Genomic DNA, 20,766 nt, shown 5'->3' with positions numbered 1-20,766 from the left:
GTCGACCGGCACGGGCCTGGCACCCTTCATGAGCGTGATCCGCGATCCGGCCACCTATGAAGCCTTCGAGCAGGTCATCCTGGTCCACGGCGTGCGCCAGGCAGACGAGCTGGCCTATCACGACCTGGTGCTGGACCACCTACCCAAGCATGAGTTCCTGGGCGAGATGATCCAGAAGCAGTTGCTCTACTACCCGACGGTGACGCGCGAGTCATACCGCAACATGGGCCGGGTCACCGACCTGATGGAATCGGGCAAGATGTTTGAAGACCTCAAGCTGCCCAACCTTGATGTCGCCAATGACCGCGTGATGATCTGCGGCAGCCCGCACATGCTCAAGGACCTCAAGCACATGCTGGAGACGCGCGGGTTCACGGAAGGCACCACGTCCAAGCCAGGCGACTTCGTCGTGGAAAGAGCGTTCGCTGAAAAATAGAGCCCCCACGTTCGCTCACTGCGTGTAGCGCCCTGCCCCCCGAGGGGGCGCTGCGCCTGCAGCCCGGCAAAGCCGGTTCTGCGGCCCTTGCTTGCGAAGACCCCGCTTCCATCTATTCGGACTCAACCCGCGCACTGCAAAGTGCGCGGGTTTTTCACTTGTGGGTGTTCCGCGCTGGTGCAACTTGCTTAAAAGACCAGCCGGATTTGGTGCGCCGCAGCAGAATATGCACCGAACCAAATGTTCTATTGACAGGACATTAAAAGCGCACCTAGGATGCATCGCATGGCCCAGGTTGCATCCGCATTACCGCTACCCAAATACCACCGCATTTACCTTGTGCTGCGTGAGCAATTGGGTGAAGGCCGGTTCTCAGCCGGCCTGCCGGGCGAAATAGCGCTGGTGCAGCAATTCGGCGTGGCGCGCGTCACGATACGGCGCGCGCTGGAGAAGTTGTCCTCCGAGGGGCTGATTTCACGCGAACCCGGGCGCGGCACGCGGCCCATTGATGCCGCCGCGAAGGCTTCACCACCTGAAGGCCGGCGCGCGCAACTCACCGGCCTGCTGGAGAACCTGGTCAGCATGGGCCTGAAAACATCCGTCAAGGTTCTGGAGGTCAAAGGCATCTCGGCCTCCGAATCGATTGCCGAGGCGCTGCAGATACCACTGGGTTCCGAAGTGCAAAAAGCCGTGCGCGTGCGCAGCACCCGCGAAGGTGCGTTCTCGCACATCACCACTTACGTGCCGCAGGCCCTGGCCCAGTCATTCGGGCGGCGCGAGCTCTCGCGCAAACCCATCCTGGTGCTGCTTGAAGAGTCTGGCGTCAAGGTCGGCCGTGCGCACCAGACCATTTCGGCGCGGCTGGCCGATGCCACTGTGGCCGAGCACCTCGATGTCTCGGTCGGCACCGCGCTGCTCGCCGTGCGCCGCCTGATTTACGACGAGAACGACAGGCCCGTGCAGTGGCTGCACGGCCTTTACAGGCCTGATCGTTACGAGTACCAGATGGAGCTTTCCCGCGTTGGCAGCATTGATGCCAAGGTCTGGGTCAACAAGGATCTGTCAGCCCGTTTTACCTGAGTCAGCACGTTTTACCTAAACCAGAAGGAGTTCTTATGTCAGCAGCTCACAATTCGCGTCGGCAATTCATTGCCCAGTCTGCAGCTACCGCTTCGGCGCTGGCATTTCCGCTGGTCGCGGGCGCGCAGCCCAAGCCCGTCAAGATCGGCGTGCTGCACCCGGTCACAGGCGCTCTCGCCTATTCGGGCCAGCAGTGCCGCGAAGGCGCGCTGATGGCGATTGAAGACATCAACAAGGCTGGCGGCATCAAGTCCCTGGGCGGCGCCAAGATCGAAGCCCTTCTGGGTGACGCGCAATCGTCACCGCAGGCCGGTACCGCCGAGATCGAGAAGATGAACGAAGCCGGCGTCTGCGCAGTGGTCGGTGCATTTGCATCAGCCATTTGCCTGGCGACCACACAGGCCGCGGCCAAGTACAACCTGCCGCACGTAGTGGACGTGGGTGTGGCCGACCAGATCGTCGAGCGCGGCCTCAAAAACACCTTCCGCTTCGGCCCCGGCTACAAGAAATCTGCAGAAATCGCCGTGGCCAACCTGCACGTGCTGAACACCGCTGCCGGCAAACCCGCCAAGACCGTGATGATCATTCATGAAGAGTCGCTGTTCGGCACAGGCACCGCCAACCTGCTGGCGCGCGAGCTGCCCGGCTACGGTTACGAGGTCAAGGAAATCATCAAGCACGCCAACCCGACGCGTGACTTCAACAACATCGTGCTGCGCATGAAGGCCGTGAACCCGGACATCGTGATCCCGGCCAACTACTACAACGAATACGCGCTGCTGGTGCGCACCATGCAGCAGCAGAAGGTGACGCCCAAGGCCATTTTCTCGGTGCTGGGCGGCGCGGCGTCGAGCTACAAGTTCGTGAAGGAGTTTCCGGACGCGGCCAACGGCATCATCGACTGCAACCACTGGTTCAACCCGAAAGACGCGCGTGCCCAGGCACTGAAAAAACGCGTCGAAGCCAAGGGCCTGTTCTTCAGCTATGAAGTCTTCATGACCTATACCTCGATGCGCCTGCTGGCCGATGCCATTGACCGCGCCAAATCAGTCGATCGCGCCGCCATCATCGACGCGCTGGGCAAGAGCACCTTCTCTGATCACATCATGCCCTACGGCCCGACGAAGTTTGTCAATGGCCAGAACATGGGTGCACAGCCGCTGATGACGCAGGTCTACAAGAACGACATCAAGGTCATCATCCCGCGCGAATACCGCGAGATCGATCCGATCTTCCCGCTCAAGACCTGATGCCCCCACGGTTGCTCACTGCGTGTAGCGCCCGAGGCCTTGCAGGCCGCGGTTCGCGAGACGCTTCACCTCTGTCGCCTGTCCAAAGCTGCTCAAGCAGCTTTGGAGCCGCAGGCTCCAGCCCCTCAGGGGCGCTGCGCCTGCGGCCTGGCAAAGCCGGTTCCGCGGACCCTGCTTGAAAAATGATGCCCCCACGTTCGCTCACTTCGTGTAACTCTCTGCCCCCGAGGGGGCGCTGCTCCTGCGGCCTGGCAAAGCCAGTTCCGCGGACCCTGCTTGCGAAAACCTCGCTTCGATGTTTGCCAACTAACTGACTGATGCTTGACCCATCCATTCTTTTCTCATCGGTGCTTAACGGCCTGACGACGGGCGCGGTGTATGCGCTCATCGCGCTGGGCCTGACGCTGATTTACGGCGTGCTGCACATCATCAACTTTGCCCATGGGGCATCGTTGATGCTCGCGCTGTATGCCGTCTACATGCTCAAGGAGCGTCTGGGAATCGACCCTTACCTGGCCCTGCCCATCGTGGTGCCGGGCATGTTCGTGCTGGGTTATGCATTGCAGCGCATCATCATCAACCGCGCCAGCCACGGCAAGGATGAAAACATTTTGCTGGTCACGCTGGGCCTTTCCATCGTGATGGAAAACCTGGCGCTGCTGCTTTTCAAATCGGACACCCGCACCATAGACACGGCCTACACCCTGACCACGGTGGCGATAGGCCCGGCCATGATTGCGCTGCCCAAGCTGGTGGCCTTTGCCGGTGCGCTGGTGGTGTCCGGCATTTTGCTGTGGATAGTTGGCAGGACTGACCTGGGCCGGGCAATACGTGCGGTGGCGAAAGAAAAGCACGGCGCCAAACTCATGGGCATTGATGTGGACCATGTCTACGCGATGAGCTTTGGCATTGGCCTGGCTTGTCTCGGTGCGGCGGCCTGCTTTTTGCTGCCGGCCTACTACGTCAACCCGCAGGTGGGCAGCGGTTTTGTGCTGGTCGCCTTCACCGTGGTGGTGCTGGGCGGCATGGGTAGCTTTGGCGGTGCGCTGGTCGGCGGCCTGCTGGTCGGCGTGGTCGAATCGCTGGGGGGCTTGTACCTTGGTGAATCGCTGGGCCAGATCGGCATTTTTGTGATATTTATTGCCGTGCTGCTGTTTCGCCCGCAAGGCTTGTTTGGGGCCAAGGCATGAGCACAAGACTGACAGGCCTGAGGGAACTGGCCGGTATTGCACTCTTCGTGGTGGTGGCTGCGGCCATCCCGCTGGTCAGCACATCGGGCGTGACACTGAACTTTCTGATGATGGCGCTCTACGCCGCATTGCTGGCCCAAGCCTGGAACATCCTGGGCGGCTTTGGCGGACAGTTCTCGTTCGGCCATGCACTCTTTTTCGGCACCGGTGCCTATATACAAGCCATGTCGCAGCTCAATGGCGGAATCAACGCATGGGCAGGGCTGGCGCTGGCAGTGGCGGGCTCGGCAGGTGTTGGCGTGTTTGTCGGTGCACTGTCATTTCGCTACGGGCTCAAGGGCTCCTACTTCGCGCTCGTCACGCTGGCCTTCGCTGAAGTCTTCCGCATCCTGGCGCTGTCTGTGCCTTTCACCGGCGGCGGTGTGGGCCTGATGATTCCGCTGCGCGAATCCTTTACCAACATGCAGTTCGGCTCCCGCCGTGGTTATGTTTATCTGGTGCTGGGGTTTGTCACAGCAGCGCTGCTGATTACCTGGTGGCTGAAAAATTCCCGCTTCGGCGCTTACCTGCAGGCCGTTCGAGACAACGAGGACTCGGCACGCGCCATCGGCGTGAACCCGTTTCGCATCAAGCTCGGCGCGATTGCCATTTCGGGCGGCCTCATGGGGGCGGGCGGCGCGTTTTATGTGCAGGTCTTCCAGTACATAGACCCGGGCATCGCCTTTGGCCCGGTTACATCGGTAGAGGCACTGGTCGCAGCCATTGTGGGCGGCATAGGCACGCTGTGGGGTCCCATTCTGGGCGCGGTGGTGTTGCACATGCTGGCCGACATCACCCGCAATATGTTTGGCGAACTGCCCGGCATCAACCTGGTGATTTACGGTGTGGTGCTGGTGCTGATCGTGATGTTCATGCCGCGCGGCATAGGCGGGCTGGCGGCCACTGTCAGGTCGCTCTGGAAACAGCACGGCAAGAAAGAAGGCCGCCATGACTGAACCCCTTCTCTCCATCAAGAACCTGTCGCGCGCCTTCGGTGGACTCAAGGCCGTACAGGACGTCAGCATGGAAGTGCCAACCGGTAGCCTCACTGCGCTGATAGGTCCGAACGGCGCAGGCAAGACCACGCTGTTCGCGCTGATGTCCGGCTTTCTGCTGCCGGACAGCGGGCAAGTGGTGTTTGACGGCCAGGACATCACCGGCCGCGCACCGCACCTCAATGCCATTCAGGGCATGACGCGCACCTTCCAGATCGTGCAACCCTTTGCCATGCAGACCGTTCGCGAAAACATTGCCGTCGGCATTCACCTGCACACACGCAGCCGGCGCGAGGCGCTTGAGCAAGCCGAACTGGTGGCGCAGCAGGTGGGCCTGGCCGCGCAGCTCGACAAACCTGCATCCGACCTGACTGTGGCGGGCCGCAAGCGCCTGGAGCTGGCCCGTGCGCTGGCAACCAAACCGCGCCTGCTGCTGCTGGACGAAGTGCTGGCGGGCCTGAACCCTCAGGAGATTGCAGAAATGATTCCCGTGGTGCGCGGCATTGCCAACAGCGGTGTCACCGTGCTGATGATCGAGCACGTGATGCAGGCGGTGATGAACCTGGCCCAGCACGTCTGGGTGCTGGCGCAGGGCCAGTTGATTGCGCAGGGCTCACCGGCTGAAGTCACCGCCGACCCGAAAGTGGTCGAGGCCTATCTGGGCCACGGCACAGCAGCCCGCCTGAAGCAGGCCGAACTGGCCAGGAGCGCATCATGAGTGCCTTGCTTGAGATCAGGGGCCTGCGTGGTGGTTACGGCCAGGTCGAAGTACTGCGCGGCGTCGACCTGAAAGTCGAGGCGGGCGAGACCGTGGCGCTGCTGGGCAGCAATGGCGCCGGCAAGTCGACACTGAACAACGTGGTGTGCGGCATCTATAAGGCCTGGTCAGGGACTGTGCAGTTTGATGGCCACGATTTGAGCGGTGCGCATTACCGCGATGTGGTCAAGGCCGGGCTGATACAGGTGCCGGAAGGCCGCAAGGTCTTCCCCAACCTCAGCGTGCTGGAGAACCTTGAGCTCGGCTCATTCACACGTGCACGCGAGCGCCGGACAGAAAACCTCGACAAGGTGTTCGGCATCTTCCCGCGCCTGAAAGAACGGCTTCAGCAGCGCGCCGGCACCATGAGCGGCGGCGAGCAGCAGATGCTGGCGATTGGCCGCGGCCTGATGGCCGAGCCCCGGCTGCTGATACTTGATGAGCCCTCCCTGGGCCTGTCGCCGCTGCTGGTCGAAGAAATGTTCGGTCTGATCAGCAAGTTGCGCGAGGGCGGCCTTGCTGTGTTGCTGGTCGAGCAGAACGTCGGCCAGTCGCTTGAAATTGCAGACCGCGCCTATGTGCTTGAAAACGGCGGCATACGTTTTTCAGGCCTGCCTGCCGATCTGCTGGGCAGCGACGAATTGCGCAAGGCCTACCTGGGTCTGTGATCTTGCACAAGCCGAACGACATGAGCCAGAGCCTTGCGCAAAAACTGATCGCCAGAGCGGCTGGCCGCACGTCTGTCACGACCGGCGAGATCGTGACCTGCAAGGTCGACATGGCAATGTTCCACGACTCTTCTGGCCCGCGCAGGCTCAAGCCCATGCTGGAAGAACTGGGTGCGCAAATCTGGGACAAATCCCGTGTCGTACTGGTGATGGACCACTATGTGCCGGAACGTGACGACGAATCACGCCGCATCGTACGCATTGCGCGCGACTGGGCGCGCGAGCAGGACCTGCCCCACGTTTACGACAGCCAGGGCATCTGCCATGTGGTGGTGCCGCAGCACGGCCATATACAGCCCGGCATGTTCTGTGTGGGCGGCGACTCGCATTCGCCCACCGGTGGCGCATTCGGCGCCTACATGTTCGGCATAGGCAGCACCGAAATGCTGGGTGTGGTCGTGACCGGCGAGATCTGGCTGCGCGTGCCGCAGACCATCGCCATGAATTGGTCGGGCAAGCTAAGCCCCGGCGTTTGCGCCAAGGACATGATGCTGGCCATGATTGCGCGCTTTGGCATGAACGGCGCGAACTACCAGGCGGTTGAGTTCACCGGTGAGGCCGTGAGGACGCTGGGCATGCAGGAGCGCATGACCCTGTGCAACATGAGCGCAGAACTGGGTGCGCAGACCGGCCTGGTTGCACCAGACGACGTTACCCGGCGATGGCTGGCTTCCACCGGCAGGCCGTCAACCCCAGAAAGCGATACTGCCAGGTGGCACTCGGACCCTGGCTCTGCGGACGTGCAGCACGACTTCAACGCCAGCACCTTGAGCCCCCAACTCGCCGCGCCGCACAGCCCCGCGCATGGCGTGAACATCGCCGAGCACGCCAGCACCCCCATCAACGTGGCTTACATAGGCGCATGCACAGGCGCCAAGCTGGAGGACCTGCGTTTTGCAGCGCAAGTACTCAAGGGTAAAAAAATTGCCAGCGGCGTGCAGCTGATGGTGGCGCCCGCCAGCGTGAAAGACCTTGCCGAGGCGCAGGCCGAAGGCACCATGCAGCTGCTGGCCGATGCCGGCGCAACGCTGCTGCCAAGTGCCTGCGGCGCCTGCGCCGGGTATGGCGAGAGTTTTGCCGAAGGCCAGACTGTGATCTCCAGCACGGCCCGCAATTTCAGGGGTCGCATGGGCCCGGCCAGCACACAGGTTTTTCTGGGCTCGGCCTACACCGTGGCTGCGTCTGCATTGCGCGGCCGCATCACCGACCCGCGCGAGGTGATGGCATGACCACAGGGAAGGCATTGCACCGCATCTGGCATCTCGGCAACGACGTTGACACCGATGCGCTGGCACCCGGCGCCTACATGCAGCACGGCATAGAAGTCATTTCAGCGCATTGCCTTGAAAGCCTGCTGCCTTCTTTTGCGACTGACGTTCGCAAGGGCGATGTGATCGTGGCGGGAAGCGGCTTTGGCATAGGTTCTTCACGCGAGCAGGCAGCAGCCGCACTCGTGCACCTGGGTGTCGCGGCCGTGATCGCGCCCAGCTACGGCGGCCTGTTTTTCAGGAATGCCTTCAACCTGGGTTTGTTGTTGCTGACCTGCCCCGATGCCGCTGAGCTGGGTGGTGAAGGACAACTGTCCATCACTGAGCCCGCACTGTCATTACAAACCGCCTCAGGCAAAAACCTGGCTTGCGAGCCCGTGCCTGACTTTCTGCTGCAGATGGTACGCATGGGCGGCCTGATGGCCAGCCTGAAACAGCGCAAGGCCCTTGCGGCCCTGCCTGTCGTCTAACACATCGAACACATCAACAAATACCAAACCTTCTGGAGAAACCATGAAAAAACCTGAATTCGACCTGCTCATCAAGAATGTGCGCGTGGTGCGCCCACACGGCAACGTGGTGTTCGATGCCGATATCGCCGTGACAGGCGGCAAGATTGCACTGGTGGCACCCGGCATAGATGTGACGCGGGCCAGGGCCGTCAAGGATGGCAAAAACCGCCTGGCCTTTCCCGGCGTGGTCGATGCACACATGCACAGCGGCATTTATTCACCGCTTGAAGAGGATGCCGTGACGGAAAGCAAGGCCGCAGCCATGGGCGGCGTGACCAGCAGCCTGAATTACTTCCGCACCGGCCAGTACTACATGAACAAGGGCGGCCCGTACAAGAAGTTTTACCCCGAGGTCCTGAAGACCGCCAAGAACCGCTTTCACGTCGACTACGGTTTTCACCTCGCGCCCATGGACGCGACCCACATCAAGGAAATCCCCGAACTGATCGAGAAATTCGGCGTGCCGAGCTTCAAGATTTTCATGTTCTACGGCTCGCACGGCCTGCATGGCGCGTCGGATGCACAGCGCGACTTTTTGATGATTGGCAAAAACGAGCGTTACGACTACGCACATTTTGAATTCATCATGCGCGGCATACAGGCCGCACGCGAGCAGATGCCCAGGCTGGCCAATCAGATCTCGCTGTCGCTGCATTGCGAAACAGCCGAGATCATGACGGCGTACACAAAAATTGTCGAAAAAGACAAGTCACTCTCAGGCCTGGCGGCCTACAGCGCCTCGCGCCCCCAGCACTCCGAAGGCCTGGCGGTGTTCATCGCCAGCTACCTCGCCAACGAGACCGCGCTACCCAACATCAACCTGTTGCACCTGTCGTCACGCAAGGCCGTGCAGGCCGCCATGATGATGGCCGATACCTTCCCACACATCGACTTCAAGCGCGAGGTGACCATAGGCCACCTGATGCTGGACATCACCAGCAAGGCGGCCGAGCTGGCAAAGGTGAACCCGCCGATTCGCCCACGTGAAGACGTCGAGTTCTTGTGGGACGCATTGCTGGCCGGCGAGCTGGACTGGGTGGTGTCTGACCACGCCTGCTGCCGCCACGAGACCAAAATCCCCAAACGCTACTTCGGCAATATCTGGATGGCCAAGAGCGGCTTCGGCGGCACCGAGTACATGCTGCCCGCCCTGATCAGCGAAGGTACGCGCCGCGGCATGAGTTACAACCACATGGCGCGCGTCACGAGCTGGAATCCGGCGCAGCGCTACGGCCTGAACAGCAAGGGCGACATCGCCGCCGGTTTTGACGCCGATATCGCGCTGGTGGACCCGGGCAAGACGTGGACCATACACGCCAAGGACTCACCGTCGACCCAGGGCTACACGCCCTTCGAAGGCCTTGAGTTGTCTGCCAATGTGGATGCGACCTTTCTGCGCGGCGAACTGATCTATGAAAACGGCGAAGTGATTGGCAAGCCACGCGGCCAGTACTTGTTCCGCCCTACTGCCTGAACGCCTGAGACGCATGAACCCCATCATCCAGCGCGGCCGGCCACCTGAAGACGCGCCACATATTCCCGTCGCGATTGTGGGTGGCGGCGCCTGCGGCCTGATGGCGGCCATCGCCCTGAGCGACGCGGGCATTGATGCGGTCGTGCTTGAACGGGACGCTTCACCGAGCGGCTCGTCAGCGCTGTCGTCGGGCTTTATTCCGGCACCGGCAACCGCCGTGCAAAAAGCGCTGGGTATTGAGGACAGCGTTGAGCTGTTCTCAAAAGACATCCTGGACAAGACGCAAGGCACGGCGGCCGCACACCTGGTTAAAGCCTATGCTGCTGCCGTTGGTCCGGCACTGGACACCCTGCAGCAAAAACACGGCATCACCTTTGAAGTGCTTGACGGTTTTTTATACCCCGGCCACAGCGTTCGCCGCATGCACGCAGTGCATGAAAAAACCGGCCTGGCGTTGATGGCCCAGCTTGAAAACGCGGCAGTCGCGGCGGGTGCCACCATCGTCACGGAAGCCCTTGTGCGGCAGCTGTGGATGGACGATTCCGGTGAGGTCACCGGCGTGGGTTATGTGCGACCCGATGGCAACATGGAACACCTGGCCTGCGACCACATACTGCTGTCATGCAATGGTTTCGGAGGCAACAGCGCCATGGTGGCAGAGCTGCTGCCCGACATGCGCGATGCGACCTTCGCAGGCCATGCCGGCAATGACGGCTCTGCCATCGCATGGGGGCGCCAGTTAGGTGCAAGGCTGGCCGACCTGGGCGGCTATCAGGGTCATGGCTCGTGGGCGGTGCCGCAAGGCGCGCTGATCAGTTGGGCCGTCATCATGGATGGCGGCGTACAGATCAATGCGCGCGGCGAACGTTTCCATGACGAGGGCCATGGCTATTCGGAAGCATCGGTTCAGGTGCTGGCCCAGCCCGGCGGCGTTGCATGGAGTGTCTTTGACCAGCACACACTGGACCTCGCACACGGCTTTCCCGACTTCTGCGATGCAGAAAACGCAGGCGCACTGAAGTCATGCCCTGACCTCGCGTCGCTTGCGAAGCTTATCGGCTGCCACGCGCAAATTCTGGAGCAGACGCTCACTGCGGTGTCACCGGGCACAACAGACAGTCATGGCCGTGTGTTCACGCGCGAACTGAAAGCACCGTATTTCGCGATCAAGGTTACAGGTGCGCTGTTCCACACACAGGGTGGTCTCGACATTGACGAGCACTGCCATGTATTGCGCAAAGACGGCTCCGCATTCAACACCCTGCTGGCGGCAGGCGGCGCAGCGCGCGGCGTATCGGGAAATGCGGTCTGGGGTTACCTCTCGGGCAACGGCCTGCTCAGCGCCATTGCCGGTGGCGCGATTGCGGCTGCCACCATCACCCAATCACAAAGGCAGCCCGCATGAGCAGTTCCGACCTTAAAACCAGACTTGCGCAGCAAGCCGCCCTCCTTGCACCCGGCGTGTACGACGCACTCAGCGCACTGGTGGCGCAGCAGGCCGGCTTCGAAGCCCTGTATCTCTCGGGAGCCTCCATTGCCTATACCGCGTTGGGTCGTTCGGACATTGGCCTGACGACTTATCCAGAGGTCCAGCAGGTACTTTCAAACATCACGGCACGGGTCGATTTGCCCGTCATCGTCGATGCAGATACGGGCTTCGGCAATGCGCTCAATGTGATGCGCACCGTCCGGGGGTTTGAGCGCGCCGGCGCAGCCATGATCCAGCTGGAAGACCAGACCTTTCCCAAACGCTGCGGACACCTGGATGGCAAGTCTGTCGTCAGTACTCAGGAGATGACGGGCAAGCTGAAGGCCGCGCTGGATGCAAGGCAGTCTGCATCAACACTGATACTGGCGCGCACCGATGCGGTAGCAACCGAAGGAATCGAAGCCGCACTCGAGCGCGCCGAGCGTTACCTGGAGTGCGGCGTTGACGCATTGTTTATTGAAGCCTTGCGTACACCCGAACAGATGAACGCTGCCTGTACGCGATTCGCCTCACGCATCCCCTTGCTCGCCAACATGGTTGAAGGCGGCAAGACACCGGTGCAGAGCGCAGAAGAACTGGGCAAACGTGGTTTTCGTATCGTCATCTTCCCCGGGGGTACGGTACGCGCCGTCACGCATACACTGCAGGGCTACTATGGCAGCCTGAAAAAACACCAGACCACTGCCCCGTGGCAGTCAGCCATGCTTGATTTCGATGGCCTCAATGAGGTGATAGGCACGCCGGAGTTGCTGGCGACGGGCAGGAAGTACGAATAGCCGCTTCGCCTGCCACCTGCGGGACGCAGGTCAACGCCAGGCTGAAAGCACATCCGCCGCAGCACACACATCGCCCAGGAAAAAGCGGATGTTGGTCAGCGCTGCTTCGTGCAGTGAAGGCGTGTGGGAAGCCACCGCGTCATGCGGAACAATGCAGAAGTACCCGGCTGAATGCGCATCACGCACGGTGGACTCGACACAGACCTGCGTGGTCACGCCGCCGAAAACCACCGACTGCACCTTGAGTTGTTGCAGAACGTTGTTCAGGTCAGTGTTGGCGAAACCGCTGTAGGTATGTTTGGTGACGATTTTTTCGCCGGCCAATGGCGCAATGCCGAACCACTCTGCGCCCCAGGTGCCGGGCTTGCAGCATTCGGCAGCAATGCCTCTTGCCTGGGAAACCACCGCCATGGAAGGCGGGATTTTGTCGAATGAATAATCTGCCCGTACCCAGATCACGGGAACGCCCGCAACGCGCGCGGCATCAACCAATGCCTGCAATGTCGGAACAAGGCTGGCGCCTGCGGAAACGTCCTTGCCGGCCACGACGTCGATATAGCCGCCAGCTGCGCAAAAATCATTCTGCATGTCGATCAGCACCAGCGCAGATCCGCCCGGTGAGAGCCTGTCCGCCAGTTCAACCGGGAGCGTGTTTTGCGCCATGTCGGGATGGACTTTCTTTTCTGGTGATGGCCAGATCGTTGTTTGGTGCGGCTGGCGGGGATCGAACCCACGACCCTTGGCTTCGGAGGCCAATACTCTATCCACTGAGCTACAGCCGCAATGCTGTGAGGTGCGCCCCAGAGGAGCAGCGCCTGATTCTAACAGCCGGCCACTGGCGGAGCCAATCAAAAAGCCACCGGCACGGGTGGCACAGTTATAATGTGAGGTTGCTGTGCAAAGCCTGTTTCAGCGCAGAACAAACCTAATATTCGCCCCCCGATTACAGTTTTTTGAGGACGCCATGAGCGCAAACGATCACAACACGGCCCACGAAGAAGCCCATACAGGCCCGATCAAGACCCCAAAACAGCTGCTGGCAGCGGTCTTTTTCTCATTTGTCATACCCATTTTTGCCATCATCGGGCTGGTGTACTTTGTCACCTCGGCCAACAAGACGGCGCCTGGTGCGGTGGACATGGAAAAAACCGTGGCCCAGCGAATACAGAAGGTCGGCTCCGTCGAGATCCGTGATGCAAATCGCCCCCTGAAGAGTGGTGAAGAAGTCTACAAGGCCCAATGTGTGGCCTGTCACGGCTCGGGCGCCGCAGGCGCGCCGAAGTTTGGCGATGTTGCAGCCTGGGCCCCCCGCATCAAGACGGGTTTTGAAGCACTCTGGAATTCAGCACTCAAGGGCAAGGGTGCGATGGCCGCACAGGGCGGCGGAGACTTTAACGATACGGAAATCGGTCGCGCAGTGGTTTACATGACCGCAGCTGCGGGCGGAAAATTTGCAGAGCCCGCTGCAGCACCAGCAGCCACGGCACCAGCAGGTGCTGCACCAGCGGCTGCCGCCGGACCATCGCCGGAAGTCGTTGCAGCACTTGCCGCAGCCAACAAGACAGCCGCTCCGGCTGGCGGCGCGGCTGCAGTTCCTGCGCTGTATACCCAGGCCTGCGCGGTTTGCCATGCAGCCGGCGTGGCGGGCGCTCCCAAGCTTGGAGACAAGACTGCATGGGCGCCTCGCGTCGGTGCCGGCATTGACGCGCTGACGGCCAGCGCCATCAAGGGCAAGAATGCCATGCCACCCAAAGGCGGAGTCAGCACAGCGTCTGATGCAGATATAAAGGCAGTGGTTCAGTACATGGTGAACGCGGCCAAATAAGCCCTCCCAAGCCCAGCTGAAGCCGGTCACGACCGGCTTTTTTTATGGGCCGTACTCAGACCGGGGCTGCCCTGCGAGCCGCCTCAAGCAACTGGGGACTGGGCACGTAGCCATAACGCCGGGGCAGGTCGGCGGCTGGTGCCTCCTGAGGAACCCACAAGCCCTGCTCGACAGCTTCTGCAGCCACCCCCATATCCTGCGTATGCACCAGGCCAAAGCCGATGTCAGTTTCGAGGTAAAGGCGGCCAGCGTCATCGAGCACACAGCGTTGAGGTCTCGCACCCAGACCGGTATGCGCGGTGACGGAAAAATCTGCAGCAACACGCCATATATAGGGTGTAGCCTCAAGTTCGACATACACACGCTGCGGGCCATTCTGGAAGAACCACTGCCCCTGCGCGTCGCTCTCATAATTGCGCTGAATGAAGTCGATCAGCTTGTCGTGCCTTAGAAGTGAACCCTTGCTGACCATCTGCCGTGCGCGATCATCGAGTACCGCACCAAAAGCGCCCGCAGCCTGCGCGCGCTCGTCGCGCATGTACCAGTTGCCACGCGCGTCCAGCCCCAGCCAGCCATAGCAGTCAGGTACGTTGGGCCACTTGGCCAATGCGGCCTTGACGATGTCATCCATGGTTTGCCGATCTGGTTTGAGGGCTCAAAGGTGCGCGGAGAAAAATCCGGTGATGACCTCGGGCATCAACTGGACACTGCCGGGAAACGGACCTGACGGAAAGCCGACGTGCCCCCCCTCGTCAGGCTGCCACAGGGTGACACTGGCACTGACATCGCCGGGCAAAGGCAGGCTCCACGCGGGAATGAAGGGATCATTGCGGGCGTTCAATGCAAGTGCCGGCACGCCTATCCTGTTCATATGCGGTTTCGCCGAGGCACGGGCCCAGTAGTCTTCCGTGTTCTGGAAGCCGTGAAGCGGCGCGGTGAAAACATTGTCGAACTCATACAGGTCCCGCGCAGCCAGAAGCCGTTCACGGCTGAACAGGCCGGGATGCTGGTCAAGTTTCAGCAGGGCCTTGGGCACCATGCTTTTGAGGAACATGCGTGTGTAGACCTGCCGGTTAAAACCGCGGCCTATGGCCCAGCCACCTGCAGCCAGGTCCAGTGGTGAGCAAACGGATGCGACAGCAGCCACAACTGCACGGGCCCCTGCGCCCATTTCACCGGCCCAACGCATCAGTGCATTGCCGCCCAGAGAGATGCCAACTGCAAGAACCGGTCCGGCGTGCGATGCCCTGAAGCGGCGCAATATCCAGTCAATCTCTTCAAAATCCCCCGAATGGTAGGCACGAGGTGCGTGGTTGATCTCGCCAGAGCAGCCCCGGAAATGCGGCACAGCACAGGCCCAGCCACGTGCGCCCGCAACAGCTGCCAGTGCCTCTGCATAGTGGCTGGCGGAAGACCCTTCAAGGCCATGGAAAACCACCATGAGCGGCGCATCAGGTGCGACAGGAACCTCAAGAAAATCCACATCGACAAAATCGTTGTCCGGAGCATCCCATCGCTGGCGCCGAAACTTCGGCTTTGGGCCGACAAAACGGCGTGCCACCACAGCCGCCCATATGGTCTGCAGGTTCCCGCCCGGCAGCCACCACGGCGCCGAGTAGTTCATGGCTCAGGCCCCAGACAAATCATGTTCAATGCAGCATTTGGGGTGCGTCCAGCAGTTCCTGCATCTCACGCGGCGTACCCGGACTTGCGTGGTGCGCAACCAGGCGCCAACCCTGGGCGGTCTTTTGGTACACATTGGTGGCGATGACGTAGGCATGGCGCGGACCTTCGTCTGTCAGCACTTCAATACGCTCCAGGACACTGTGCACACTGGCGCCCATGAATTCGATAACACGTATTTTTTCGGGTTGCGCCTGGATCGTGCCGTTGGCGAACATGGCGTCAAAAGAAGCCCGGATGGCGCCTGGACCGAGAAGCCTGCCGCCCCCGGGATGCACGCAGAGGATATCGTCCTCGTCTGCCCAGCAGGCCATCAGCCTCTCAATGTCGCCGCTTTGCAATGCCTCGTAGAACGCTGCCTCGGTATCGTGGGCGCTGTCGCTGGTGACCGCAGAAATTTTCGGTTTTCGCATATGCTTGCTCTACAGGTTACGACTCAGGGCCGCGATGCGTCCAGCCTGCCATTAAGCCACGCCTGCACGATGCTGTGAATACTCTCCCCGTGGAGATTTCTATCGCCACTATGCGCCGCTTGTGAGAGAAGCTGTCCGCAGCCAGATAGCCGATGCATGACTTCGGCACCCAGAACACCGGATACCCCCGCCGGCAACATTGCGGGTCCTGCCCGCGTGTCTGTGCCCCCGGGCCTGGGCGCACCCTGCAAAACGGAAGATGTGAAATTCATGCGGCTATATTAATCAGTATGGCCTCATCCAGCGCCGAAAGACCCGCAACAAAATACCATGACTGACAAGATCATCGCCGTGCTCCCTGGACCAATGCAAACTTACCTCGTCGGCAATTTGCCCGACTGGCTTGAGGTGCGCTGGTTCGACAGCCGCGAGGATGCCTGTGCCCTTGCGCCCCAGGCAGACATCGGCTGGTTTGACATGTACAAAAAACCCGACATGGCAACTGCCGTCAATTTGGCTACACAAATGAAGTGGCTGAACTCGGGCCTTGCAGGCATGGACGGCCTGCCGCTGGACGTATTGCAACAACGAGGCGTGACTGTGACCAACGGTGCGGGTATCAACGCCATCACCATCGCAGAGTACGTCGTGTTGGGCATGCTCACCATCGCAAAGAATTACCGTGAGGTGGTTCGCGCCCAGGACCGCCACCAATGGCTGCCGGATTCACCCGGCAAGACGGAACTTGCCGGCAGTCATGCGTTGATGCTCGGTTATGGCGCCATCGGCAAGATGGTTGAAGCGCGCCTCGATGCTTTTGGAGTACAGGTCACCGGAGTTCGGCGCAACGCCGATCCATCAGGAAAAACGCTGGGGCCCGATGAATGGCGGGACAGGCTCGGCGAGTTTGACTGGGTCATTCTTGCAGTGCCTGCTACAAGTGAAACCGAACACATGATTGGTGCTGCAGAGCTTGCACGCATGAAGCCAGAAGCAGTGCTGATGAACTTTGCGCGCGGCAGCATCGTCGATCAGGACGCGCTGGTCGCGGCGATTGAAGGAAAACGCATCGCAGCGGCATTTCTGGATGTGACTGACCCCGAACCCCTGCCAGCAGGGCATCCACTGTGGAATCTGGACAACGTGCATATCTCCATGCACCTTTCGGGGCGCTCACAAACGAGGATGTTTGAGCGTGCTGCTGAACGCTTCCTGGACAACCTCGCAAGGTTCCGTGCCGGTCAACCCATGCAATTTCAGGTCGACCTCACCATGGGCTATTGACCCCTGACAGCTTGTTGCCGGCCGCGAATGCACGGATTGGCGTAATTAAGAGCACCGTCAGGGGCTGCGAGACGGGATGGCGCCATCATGACATCTGCCCGCACAGAGCCAGACAGCAAGTCTTGCCTGCGCCCGTAGTGGCGTGGAGCAGACCTGACTGTCCCGTGGCCACTGCCCTCCGGACTTCTTTTTGAAACCTTAGGGTTTCCAGCTTTTTTCAGCAAACCATGCGCCCTGAGTCTGGCCAGTGCCCGGGCAGGGCTCTGGCGCTGTCAAAAGCACCCTTCATGCGCCGGAGATTTACGGAGACTGCATCTGTTTATGTTAGTGTGGCGACTTGCATTCAGGAGGCCCCTTCATGAAATCCCGTTTTATCAAACTGATGCTGGCAGCATTTGTCAGCGTAACCAGCCTGTTGCTGACAGGTTGCGGCTACAACGACTTCCAGCGACTGGACGAACAGACCAAATCTGCCTGGTCTGAAGTATTGAACCAGTACCAGCGCCGTGCCGACCTGGTGCCCAACATCGTGGCGACCGTCAAGGGTGAAGCGGCGTTCGAGCAGGACACGCTGACCAAAGTCGTCGAGGCGCGCGCCAAAGCCACTTCAATACAGGTGACGCCCGAAACGCTCAATGACCCTGCGGCCTTCAGCAAGTTCCAGGCGGCGCAGGGCGAGCTGTCCTCCGCGCTGTCCCGTCTTCTTGTCGTGACGGAGAACTATCCCAACCTGAAAGCCAACCAGGGGTTCCAGGATTTGCGCGTACAACTCGAGGGTACGGAAAACCGCATCACTGTGGCGCGTAACCGCTACATCCAGACAGTGCAGGAATACAACGTGCTGGCCCGCAGTTTTCCCAACAACCTGACGGCCATGGTGTTTGGCTACGGCGTGAAACCCAACTTCTCGGTACAAAACGAAGCACAGATTTCCGTACCTCCATCTGTCAATTTCGAAAAGAAATAAACGCAAGGCGCGTGTGACATCGAAGCAGCGTGTGCGGACGGCAGCCTTTTGGGCGGCTCTATGGCTGTGTGTCCTGCCGGGCTGGTTGGCGCTGATTCAAACTGCCCGCGCGCAGGACCTGGTGGCAGTCCCGGCTTTGACTGCTCATGTCATTGACACCACGGGCACGCTGGATTCGTCACAAAAGCAGGCGCTGGAAACGAAACTGACAGCATTTGAAGCCAGCCGCGGGACGCAGATTGTGGTGCTGATGGTGTCCACCACGCAACCCGAAGACATTACAGGCTATGCGCAGCGTGTCGGTGACAGCTGGAAGATTGGGCGTAAAGATGTGGGGGACGGCTTGCTGCTGGTTGTGGCCAAAAACGACCGCAAGGTTCGCATCGCCACTGCGAAGGCGCTGGAGGGCGCGATTCCGGATCTGGCCGCCCGACAGATCATTGACAGGGCCATCACACCCCGCTTCAAGGAAGGCGATTTTGCAGGCGGCCTTGGTTCTGCGGTCGATCAGTTGATGGCCCGCATCAGCGGTGAAAACCTGCCCTTGCCTGAGGCGGCCGGAAAGCAGTCCGGCAACGATGGCTTCCAGTGGGGTGATCTCGCAGTTTTCCTGTTTTTTGCGGTGCCCATTGGTGCGCGCCTGCTGTCCGGCATGTTCGGGCGCAAAGGCGGTGCTTTTGCGACCGGCGGCATCACAGGCGTCATGGCCTGGATTTTTACCAGTAGTCTTTTGCTGGCAATAGGCGCAGGAATTGTCGGCATGGTCTTTGGCTTGATAGCCAGCCTCGGCTCACTCGGCGGACGTGGGCGCGGATCTTCCGGGTGGGGTTCTGGCGGAGGCACGGGCTGGAGCGGTGGTGGCGGATTCAGCAGCGGCGGCAGCTCTTCCGGGGGCTTCAGCAGCGGAGGCGGTGGTGACTTTGGCGGCGGTGGCGCTTCCGGGGACTGGTAGGGTTATCAGAACATGAACAAACCACAGCGCATGCTCAAACACCTCTGGCTTGATGCCTCCGATGCCAGGCGAGCCATCCCGCCCGATATGCTGCTCCGACTGGCCAGGCGCACCGCTGCAAGCGAAGGGCGCCACAGCGGCCAGATACGCATATGCGTTGAAGCCTCATTGCCGATGAGTTACCTCTGGCGCATGGACAAACATGTGACGATGGCACAGCTTGTACACCAGCGCGCGGTGATGATGTTCAGCAAGCTCCGTATCTGGGACACGGAACACAATAACGGCGTCCTGATTTACCTGCAACTGGCAGAGCGGGCCATCGAGATCGTTGCGGACCGCGGCCTCAACCAACACGTCGGGCCGGAAGAATGGCAAGCCATGACGAAACGCATGGGCTCGGCTTTTGCGGATGGCCGATTTGAAGATGGCCTGACGCAGGCCCTGGGCGAGGTGACTGCCGTCCTGGTCCGGCATTTTCCTGTTGTGGAAAACCCGGGAGGATCTGGTGGACTGCCCGACGAACCGGTCCTGGGCTAACCCTTGGGTACCAGGCTGCCGCCGGTATGGTGAGCCGCATCCAGCTCCTGCTGCAATGCCCGGCTGAGCCCGCCCAACGTCCTGATCTTTCGGTTGGCCTCACGCAGCCGGTCGGACAGCCGTTTGGAAATCGCCAGCATCAGGCGTGCCGACACCGCCGGATTGGTTTTGATCAGCACAAGCAATGCTTCTCGCGACAGCACTGCCACCGCAAGATCCGTTGTCGCAGTGCAGGTGGCAGAGCGCGGCGCACCATCCAGCACACCCATCTCGCCAATCAGGCTGCCGGAGCCAATGACTGACATCACCATACTGTCGTCCATGGACGTCAGTTCGTTGTCAACCAGCACTTCACCGTCGAGAATCAGCATCATGAAGTCGGTATGCGTGCCCTCACCTTCCTTGATGAGCACCACGCCATGCTGGACGCGACGGAGCACCATTGCATTCACCACCACGCGCGCGTCGGGCAGGCTCAGATCGGCCAGTGCCGTGTTGGTGATCAGCAACTGCGCGGCCTTCTCCTTGTTGCTGTCCCTGAAAGGACCGGTGAGTCTGGAAAAAAGCATTCACCGATTGTAGGAGGGCGGCCTGTCAGGGTGCACATCAGACGCTTATTCCGGGCAAAAAAAAGCCCCGCCGGGAGGGCAGGGCTCGTATGTCGTGCGCTCAATGGCGCCGGGCATATTATTTTTTCTGGCGGTACTTGCGCAAAGCCGCAATCTGGGCGGCCATGACGGCCAGTTCGGACTGCGCCATGGCGATATCAATATCGCTTTTGGCATTTTTCAGCGCCTCTTCGGCCGCAGCCTTGGCAGCCACGGCCTTGGCTTCGTCGAGATCCTTGCCGCGGATGGCGGTATCGGACAACACGGTGACGGTATTGGGCTGAACTTCCAGCAAACCACCGGCTACAAATACAAACTCTTCAGTGCCATCGGCTTTTTCAATACGCACGGCACCTGGTTTGATGCGGGTGATCAGCGGGGTGTGACGCGGATATATGCCGAGTTCGCCAGCCTCACCAGGCAGGGCCACAAATTTGGCTTCGCCCGAGAAGATGGATTCTTCTGCAGATACAACGTCGACGTGAATGGTTGACATGGCA

The 20,766-nt window shown here is 60.6% G+C and carries 22 protein-coding genes, 1 tRNA gene and 1 pseudogene; 17 read left to right on the top strand and 7 right to left on the bottom strand.

Annotated elements, in window-relative coordinates:
* From HYX42_RS04625 to HYX42_RS04570, 12 genes and pseudogenes are all read left to right on the top strand, one after another.
* Nucleotides 1-436, top strand: a pseudogene (locus HYX42_RS04625) (ferredoxin--NADP reductase); the annotation flags it as partial.
* Nucleotides 437-721: 285 nt separating this feature from the next.
* Nucleotides 722-1,516, top strand: a complete 795-nt coding sequence (locus tag HYX42_RS04620; protein ID WP_293400337.1) for a GntR family transcriptional regulator — start codon at nucleotides 722-724, stop codon at nucleotides 1,514-1,516.
* Nucleotides 1,517-1,551: 35 nt separating this feature from the next.
* Nucleotides 1,552-2,766 carry an ABC transporter substrate-binding protein gene (locus tag HYX42_RS04615; RefSeq protein WP_293400335.1) on the top strand — a complete coding sequence of 405 codons (1,215 nt, stop codon included), beginning with the start codon at nucleotides 1,552-1,554 and terminating at the stop codon, nucleotides 2,764-2,766.
* Nucleotides 2,767-3,083: 317 nt separating this feature from the next.
* Nucleotides 3,084-3,956: a branched-chain amino acid ABC transporter permease gene (locus tag HYX42_RS04610; protein WP_293400333.1), complete on the top strand. Its 873-nt coding sequence runs from the start codon at nucleotides 3,084-3,086 to the stop codon at nucleotides 3,954-3,956.
* Nucleotides 3,953-4,951, top strand: a complete 999-nt coding sequence (locus HYX42_RS04605; RefSeq protein ID WP_293400331.1) for a branched-chain amino acid ABC transporter permease — start codon at nucleotides 3,953-3,955, stop codon at nucleotides 4,949-4,951. The genes HYX42_RS04610 and HYX42_RS04605 overlap by 4 nt, the downstream gene beginning before the upstream one ends.
* Nucleotides 4,944-5,708 (top strand): ABC transporter ATP-binding protein, encoded by a 765-nt coding sequence (locus HYX42_RS04600; RefSeq protein ID WP_293400329.1) that lies wholly within the window; start codon nucleotides 4,944-4,946, stop codon nucleotides 5,706-5,708. The genes HYX42_RS04605 and HYX42_RS04600 overlap by 8 nt, the downstream gene beginning before the upstream one ends.
* Complete coding sequence (locus HYX42_RS04595; protein WP_293400327.1) at nucleotides 5,705-6,415, top strand: ABC transporter ATP-binding protein; 711 nt, start codon at nucleotides 5,705-5,707, stop codon at nucleotides 6,413-6,415. The genes HYX42_RS04600 and HYX42_RS04595 overlap by 4 nt, the downstream gene beginning before the upstream one ends.
* 20 nt (nucleotides 6,416-6,435) lie before the next feature.
* Nucleotides 6,436-7,704, top strand: coding sequence for a 3-isopropylmalate dehydratase large subunit (locus tag HYX42_RS04590; RefSeq protein ID WP_293400325.1), 1,269 nt, complete (start codon nucleotides 6,436-6,438; stop codon nucleotides 7,702-7,704).
* A complete protein-coding gene (locus HYX42_RS04585; protein WP_293400323.1) occupies nucleotides 7,701-8,213 on the top strand; it encodes a 3-isopropylmalate dehydratase in 513 nt (170 codons plus the stop codon). Before HYX42_RS04590 ends, HYX42_RS04585 begins: the two co-directional genes overlap by 4 nt.
* A 43-nt stretch (nucleotides 8,214-8,256) precedes the next feature.
* Nucleotides 8,257-9,729: a dihydroorotase family protein gene (locus HYX42_RS04580; protein ID WP_293400321.1), complete on the top strand. Its 1,473-nt coding sequence runs from the start codon at nucleotides 8,257-8,259 to the stop codon at nucleotides 9,727-9,729.
* Between the two features lie 13 nt (nucleotides 9,730-9,742).
* Entirely contained in the window at nucleotides 9,743-11,134 is a 1,392-nt protein-coding gene (locus tag HYX42_RS04575) for an FAD-dependent oxidoreductase (protein WP_293400319.1), read from the top strand.
* Nucleotides 11,131-11,994 carry an isocitrate lyase/PEP mutase family protein gene (locus HYX42_RS04570; protein ID WP_293400313.1) on the top strand — a complete coding sequence of 288 codons (864 nt, stop codon included), beginning with the start codon at nucleotides 11,131-11,133 and terminating at the stop codon, nucleotides 11,992-11,994. The genes HYX42_RS04575 and HYX42_RS04570 overlap by 4 nt, the downstream gene beginning before the upstream one ends.
* A 30-nt stretch (nucleotides 11,995-12,024) precedes the next feature.
* Here the strand turns inward: HYX42_RS04570 and HYX42_RS04565 are convergent, their stop codons facing one another.
* On the bottom strand, nucleotides 12,025-12,657 hold the full coding sequence (locus HYX42_RS04565; RefSeq protein WP_293400311.1) for an isochorismatase family cysteine hydrolase: 633 nt from the start codon (nucleotides 12,655-12,657) through the stop codon (nucleotides 12,025-12,027).
* Between the two features lie 43 nt (nucleotides 12,658-12,700).
* Nucleotides 12,701-12,776: transfer RNA gene (locus HYX42_RS04560), tRNA-Arg, on the bottom strand.
* A gap of 182 nt (nucleotides 12,777-12,958) precedes the next feature.
* Here HYX42_RS04560 and HYX42_RS04555 point away from each other — a divergent pair.
* The gene (locus HYX42_RS04555; protein ID WP_293400309.1) at nucleotides 12,959-13,819 is read left to right on the top strand and encodes a c-type cytochrome; all 861 of its coding nucleotides are present in this window, start codon (nucleotides 12,959-12,961) and stop codon (nucleotides 13,817-13,819) included.
* A 55-nt stretch (nucleotides 13,820-13,874) separates the two neighbouring features.
* Here the strand turns inward: HYX42_RS04555 and HYX42_RS04550 are convergent, their stop codons facing one another.
* Genes HYX42_RS04550 through HYX42_RS04540 form a run of 3 tightly spaced genes read right to left on the bottom strand, consistent with a single transcriptional unit; the run spans nucleotide 13,875 to nucleotide 15,915 of the window.
* The gene (locus HYX42_RS04550; protein WP_293400307.1) at nucleotides 13,875-14,450 is read right to left on the bottom strand and encodes a DUF2946 family protein; all 576 of its coding nucleotides are present in this window, start codon (nucleotides 14,448-14,450) and stop codon (nucleotides 13,875-13,877) included.
* Between the two features lie 24 nt (nucleotides 14,451-14,474).
* Nucleotides 14,475-15,443, bottom strand: coding sequence for an alpha/beta fold hydrolase (locus tag HYX42_RS04545; RefSeq protein WP_293400305.1), 969 nt, complete (start codon nucleotides 15,441-15,443; stop codon nucleotides 14,475-14,477).
* 25 nt (nucleotides 15,444-15,468) lie between these two features.
* Entirely contained in the window at nucleotides 15,469-15,915 is a 447-nt protein-coding gene (locus HYX42_RS04540) for a nuclear transport factor 2 family protein (protein WP_293400303.1), read from the bottom strand.
* Nucleotides 15,916-16,245: 330 nt separating this feature from the next.
* Between HYX42_RS04540 and HYX42_RS04535 the strand changes: the two genes are divergently transcribed.
* The 4 genes from HYX42_RS04535 (at nucleotide 16,246) to HYX42_RS04520 (ending at nucleotide 19,658) form a co-directional block, all read left to right on the top strand.
* Nucleotides 16,246-17,199 (top strand): D-2-hydroxyacid dehydrogenase, encoded by a 954-nt coding sequence (locus HYX42_RS04535; protein ID WP_293400301.1) that lies wholly within the window; start codon nucleotides 16,246-16,248, stop codon nucleotides 17,197-17,199.
* A 358-nt stretch (nucleotides 17,200-17,557) separates the two neighbouring features.
* Nucleotides 17,558-18,166 (top strand): LemA family protein, encoded by a 609-nt coding sequence (locus HYX42_RS04530; RefSeq protein WP_293400299.1) that lies wholly within the window; start codon nucleotides 17,558-17,560, stop codon nucleotides 18,164-18,166.
* 73 nt (nucleotides 18,167-18,239) lie between these two features.
* Nucleotides 18,240-19,118, top strand: coding sequence for a TPM domain-containing protein (locus HYX42_RS04525; protein ID WP_293400347.1), 879 nt, complete (start codon nucleotides 18,240-18,242; stop codon nucleotides 19,116-19,118).
* Nucleotides 19,119-19,130: 12 nt separating this feature from the next.
* On the top strand, nucleotides 19,131-19,658 hold the full coding sequence (locus tag HYX42_RS04520; protein ID WP_293400297.1) for a TPM domain-containing protein: 528 nt from the start codon (nucleotides 19,131-19,133) through the stop codon (nucleotides 19,656-19,658).
* Here HYX42_RS04520 and HYX42_RS04515 read toward each other — a convergent pair.
* Together HYX42_RS04515 and HYX42_RS04510 are read right to left on the bottom strand one after the other, a co-directional pair.
* On the bottom strand, nucleotides 19,655-20,227 hold the full coding sequence (locus tag HYX42_RS04515) for a cyclic nucleotide-binding domain-containing protein (RefSeq protein WP_293400296.1): 573 nt from the start codon (nucleotides 20,225-20,227) through the stop codon (nucleotides 19,655-19,657). The two genes, HYX42_RS04520 and HYX42_RS04515, sit on opposite strands and share 4 nt — an antisense overlap.
* Before the next feature lie 118 nt (nucleotides 20,228-20,345).
* Complete coding sequence (locus tag HYX42_RS04510; RefSeq protein WP_293400294.1) at nucleotides 20,346-20,762, bottom strand: F0F1 ATP synthase subunit epsilon; 417 nt, start codon at nucleotides 20,760-20,762, stop codon at nucleotides 20,346-20,348.
* Nucleotides 20,763-20,766 lie beyond the last annotated feature (4 nt).

It is taken from the genome of Polaromonas sp., from assembly GCF_016185115.1.
Taxonomy (GTDB): domain Bacteria; phylum Pseudomonadota; class Gammaproteobacteria; order Burkholderiales; family Burkholderiaceae_C; genus Polaromonas.
This window is presented reverse-complemented; position numbering and strand designations above follow the sequence as displayed.